Annotated in this window: 2 protein-coding genes and 1 pseudogene; all 3 read left to right on the forward strand. The window is 58.9% G+C overall.

The window, feature by feature from the left end:
* The coding region (locus tag K5845_RS20970; protein ID WP_287959950.1) for a tail fiber domain-containing protein at positions 1 to 2,802 on the forward strand (2,802 nt) is incomplete at its 5' end.
* Positions 2,803 to 2,804: 2 nt separating this feature from the next.
* Entirely contained in the window at positions 2,805 to 4,286 is a 1,482-nt protein-coding gene (locus K5845_RS20975; RefSeq protein ID WP_287959951.1) for a tail fiber domain-containing protein, read from the forward strand.
* Positions 4,283 to 5,562: pseudogene (locus K5845_RS20980) on the forward strand (hypothetical protein); the annotation flags it as partial. The gene K5845_RS20975 and the pseudogene K5845_RS20980, both read left to right, overlap by 4 nt.

Below are 5,562 nucleotides of genomic sequence, written 5' to 3' on the forward strand. Positions count from 1 at the left end.
AGCAACACGGTCAGCGGCACGGCGGCCAGTGCACGCCTGCAACTCAGTACGCAGGGCGGCAGCGCTTATATCTACCGCACCAGTGAGGGCTATACGCCCGCCGGTGTCCGCAATTCGCTGGTCATTCAGGAATTCGGCGGTGGCGACATTGTCTTCTGGACCTATGGGGGAGAGGTCGCGCGGATCACCAGCGGCAGGAACTTTGGTATCGGCGAAGACTCTCCCACAGCCACTCTCGGTGTGTCGGGCACCATCTCGGCGACTGGCGCGATTCAGGTGGGAGCCAGTGCCCTTAGTTGTTCGGGCGGCATTCCGGGCGCGCTGCGCTACAACAGCGGCAGCATGGAATACTGCAACGGTACCAGCTGGACGAACCTGTCCTCCAGCACCAGTGCGGGCGTAACCACCATCGCCAGCCTGACCGACGTGCAACTGACCAACACCGCTGGGCGTGATTATCTCCGCTACGACGCCATTGGTGGCAAGTGGGTGAACATCTCCGAGAGCGAGGTGATGAGCACCACAACGATGCTGTCTAACTGGCCGGATGCGATTGTTTGTACGTCTTCGTCGACCTCGAGAACCCTGTATCTTGATGAAGTCGGAACGACATATGCAACCTATGAGCAACCGCGCTCGGCGGCGGGCGGTACAAGAAGCTACATATCGTTTAACGCCGCAGGCGCCTATAACTCCAATCAAAGTCAGGGCAGTTCTGACTGCGTCACCAATGCTTGGTCCATTTCCCAGCTCTATGCGCGGGGCCTTGCCTTCAACTTCATCGGCGGAATAGACGGCGACGCAGGCAGCCCGGTGGAAGGCGACCGCATCACCAGCGGTACGCTGGCTGTGGTGGCCAACAGCGCGACCAGCATCGTCAGCCTGAGCACCAACGGCACCACATGGGGCTACCTCGGCAATGCCGCCAGCTACCTGCCGACCATCACCGCCAACAAGGTCAGCAGCACCAACATTTCAGGCAGCCTTATCCAGGTAGGCTATGGCAACGGAGCGTCGTGCGATACAGCTCGAAAGGGTGCGATACGCTACTCGGATACCATCAGCACCATTGAATACTGCAATTCCACCGCATGGGTCAGCATGGGGCCGAGCGCGACGGAAACAGTCAGCTGGGCCGTGCACAAGAACAACCTAGATCAAACGGTGACGGCGGACCAGATGGCCCTCGTTACCTGGCAGGCCGAGCGTTTTGATACGAACAACAGCTTCTCCGGCAACAGATTCACAGCAAGCGTGCCCGGAAAATACTTCGTCTCCGCGGCGGTGACGTGCGGCGGCTCCACCTCCTATTGCGTCACTTACATCTTCAAGAATGGCGCCACCATCATGGAAGGGCGCATGCGCAGTTCGATAGCGGGAGGTAACAAGAACTCACCGGTATCCGGGGTGGTAGACATGGCGGCGGGGGATTATTTGGAGGTCGGCGTTTATAACGGAGGCGGAACGACGGTATCGGGAGTGGCGACGTATACATTCTTTACCGGAGCATTGTTGGCCCCGCAGGGAGGAGGAAGTGGCGGCGGAGCAAGTCTTCTGGACGACCTCAACGACGTGAACACGGCGGGCGCGGTGGCGGGAAGCATCATCCGGTTTGACGGGGCCAATTGGGTGGTGAGTGATGCCACCAGCGTGGCAAGCACGGTCGAAGGTGACCGCATCACCAGCGGTACGCTTGCGGTGATTGGTAATAGCGCCACCAGCATCGTCAGCCTCACCACCAACGGCACCACATGGGGCTACCTCGGCAATGCCGCCAGTTTCCTGCCGACCATCATGTCCGGGAAGGTGAGTGCCACAAATATCAGCGCGTCGACGATCCAAGCGATCGGAGAAGTAATTTCCGACATTGGTGGTCCTGGAGGCAACTTCATTGCGAGTGGGACGTCGAGTGTTTCGGCGAGCAGCAATGGACGCATCAACTTTGCGGTGGCGGGAGATCAACGGCTGGCGGTCACAGGGAACGGGTTGGAAGTGGCGGGGTACATCTCACTGACGAGCATCATCCACATGACCAGTGGGGCACCGGCAATCTACATGGATGACCTCGCACCGGACGGATACGGAATGAAGCGCATCACAACCAATGATGGCTCCGGAAACTTTAACGTGCACGCGGGTGGTTATTTCGACGGCTCACTCAAGTATGCGAAAACGGGTGACGGATATGCGGGTATGACCTTTAATACCGAAGGTGCGGATGGCCAGATAGCATTGAGAGTAGCGCCAGCCGGCACAGCTGGAAACACGGTCAGTTCGTTGAGATATCTAGTGTTAAATTCCAATGGGGGGCTGCTTTGGAATGGCGTGGTTAAGGCAGGGGGAAGTGTGCCGATTACAAACAACAGCTACAACCTAGGAAGTGCCGCGCTGCGCTGGGGGTGCCTCTACTATAACAACAGTTCCCTTGGTACGTGCGCTTCGGATGCGCGGTTGAAGGACAAGATTGCCGATTTGTCGTTCGGGAATGCGCTGGACAAGATTGCCGGTCTGCGTATTCGGAGCTTTGTATACCGAGAGGCGCCGACGCTGCAGACACATGGTTTGGTGGCGCAAGAAGTGATGAAGGTTGCGCCGGAGCTTGTTGTGAGAGATCCGTCGACCAGCATGTACAAAGTCAACTATAGCGACATTCAGTGGCTGGCCGTAGAGGCGTTACAGCAATTGAACAAAAAGCTGGATTCTGAATTAAGGGCCGCGAACGATAACGTACAAATCTTGCGCAGCGAGATTGACGATCTTCGGCGGGAACTGCGAGAACACGGTCAAGCCAAGAAGAAATGATTTTGCTGTCACGCCTTATCCGCTGCTTTGCCTTGATGGTGGCGATTGCGGTGTGGGCAGACGACGTGCATGCGGCATGCACTGGTCCCGTTGCGGAAGCGGGGGCTATCAAGTTCGCCGCTAACGCAAACTTGGTTGTGTTCTGCAACGGCACCAATTGGGTGAGCATGGCGGGCTGGAACAACAGCTCGGGCGGCGGCGCGAGCCTTCTCAACGAACTTACTGACGTGAATACCTCCGGGGCTACGACGGGAAGTATCCTTTCCTACAATGGCTCAACGTGGGTCGTGAGCGCGACGAGTGCGGGCCTTTCGATCCTGAATGATCTGAGCGATGTGAATACTGCTGGCGCGGTGGCGGGGAATGTTATCCGCTACGATGGGAGCAATTGGGTGGTGAGCACCACTGGCGACATTGCGGCCGAAGGCGACCGTATCACCAGCGGCACTCTTGCGATGGTTGGCAACAGCGCCACCAGCATCGTGAGCCTCACCACCAACGGCACGACATGGGGCTACCTCGGCAACGCCGCCAGCTACTTGCCGCGTCTGACTGGGCTGTTTGTTTCGTCGACCAACGTAAGCACAACGGTCGGAGAGTTCAGTGGCGTCACGGTGGGAAGCTTGGGCGGCCCGGGTGGCAATTTCATCGCGAGCGGGACGACCAGCATTTCCGCAAGCAGCGCGGGGACGATCAGGTTCGCCACGGCGGGAAGTGAACGGATCGCGATTGACGGTTCTGGCAATGTCGGGATCGGGGCAGCGCCGGGCGGATCAAAGCTCTACATATCGGGAGCATCGAATTCGCCGTTGCTGACGGTGGATGGTTCGGTGCGGGCCCTGAATGTGATGGGGTATTCAGGCCTTGCCAATATCACGGGCGTGGTGGGAGGCTCCGCGTTCGGATCACTTTGGACCGGGGCGGACTCCGGACACGTCGTGATTGGCATTCAGGCCAACGATGCGCTCGACAGCTTCTCTATCCTCGGACCGACTAGTTATGCGTCGAGCACGGTTTTGAACAAAAAGCTCTTCACGGTGCTGGCGAACGGGAACGTGGGTATCGGGGTCACGCCATCTAGTTACATGCTGCAAGTCGCGGGGCAGGTCGCAGGCGCGGGTGCCTATGTGAACACGTCTGACGGGCGCCTGAAAAAGGACGTGAGGAATCTGGATTACGGTCTTGCGGAAATCTTGAAACTGCGTCCGGTTTCCTTCGGGTGGAAGTCGCAGAAAGAGGATTGGCAGAAGGGTCGTCATTTGGGGCTTATCGCGCAGGAAGCTGAATCGGTTGTGCCGGAAGTCGTGAGCACTGCAGGCGACAAACTGAAAACGAAGAGTATAGCGTACGGAGACCTAGTTCCCGTCCTGCTGCGCGGCATGCAGGAATTGAAGGCCGCCAACGACAACACTGAACAACAATTGCGCGCCGAGATTGACCTCTTGAGACGTGAACTGCGAGAATTGAAGCAAGCACAACAATGAAGATCCCGCCGCTCGTTCGTCTGCTTGGCTTGGTGGTCGGGCTGGCGGCATGGGGCGGTGTCGCGTTTGCCGATTGCAGCAGCCCTGCGGGGACTGCGGGTCAAATGGTCTACGCAGGCAACCACAACACGTTCGCGTTCTGCAACGGCACCAATTGGGTGAGCATGGCGGGCTGGAACAACAGCTCGGGCGGCGGTGCGAGCCTGCTCAACGAACTCACTGACGTGGTTACCGCCGGAGCGACGACGGGAAGTATCCTTTCCTACAACGGGTCGGCGTGGGTGGTGAGTTCGACGAGCGCGGTGCCTTCAGTCTTGAATGATCTGACCGACGTGAACACGGCAGGCGCGGTGGCGGGGAATGTTATCCGCTACAACGGCTCAACCTGGGTGGTGAGCGATGCCACCAGCGTGGCTGCACTCGCCAGCCTCACCGACGTCACCCTTACCAACCTCGCGGGGCGTGATTACCTCCGCTACGACGCGGGCACCAGCAAGTGGGTGAACATCTCGGAAAGCACCGTGATGAGCACCACGACGATGCGCCCCGGCTTCCCGGACTCCATCACCTGCACGAGTAGCGGAAGTACGTATGCGATGGTTCTCGGCGAGAGCCCGTACACCGATGGAAAATATTACTATTATCGCCCCAATGCGCCGGCCTATTACATTGGGTTCAACGCAGATGGAACATACAGCGCGCACGGTAACATGGGTTCTTCGGACTGCGTGACTGGCAGCAAGTCGGTTGCAACCCTGTATGCCGAAGGCAAAGCCTTCAATTTCATCGGCAATGCGGATGCGGGAAGTACCGCCCTTGGCGACCGGATTACTTCCGGCACGCTGGGCATGGTGGCGAACAGCGCGACCAGTTACATCAGCTTGAGCACCAATGGGACGGATTGGGGGTATCTCTCCAGCGGCGTTAGCTACCTGCCGACCATCACGGCCAACAAGGTGAGCAGCACCAACATTTCGGCCACCTATGTCCACCTCAACAGCGCCACCACGCCGCTGGCTTGTGACAGCGGATTCACCGGCGCCATGCGCTACACCAGCGGCACCATGCAGGTGTGCGACGGCAACAACTGGGGCAATATTGGCATCGGCGTTCCGGGCGGCACCATTGCGGCGTTTGAGGCGGTCTCCTGCCCGGCCGGGTGGAGCGAGTACACGCCTGCCCGAGGCCGCTTCCTGCGCGGTATCGATACGCTCGCCGCAGGCATCGATCCCAGCGGTACCCGCGCGCCGGGCAACATTCAGGAAGACACCCTGCA

Source organism: Filomicrobium sp. (assembly GCF_025698805.1).
In the GTDB taxonomy this organism is placed as follows: domain Bacteria; phylum Pseudomonadota; class Alphaproteobacteria; order Rhizobiales; family Hyphomicrobiaceae; genus Filomicrobium; species Filomicrobium insigne.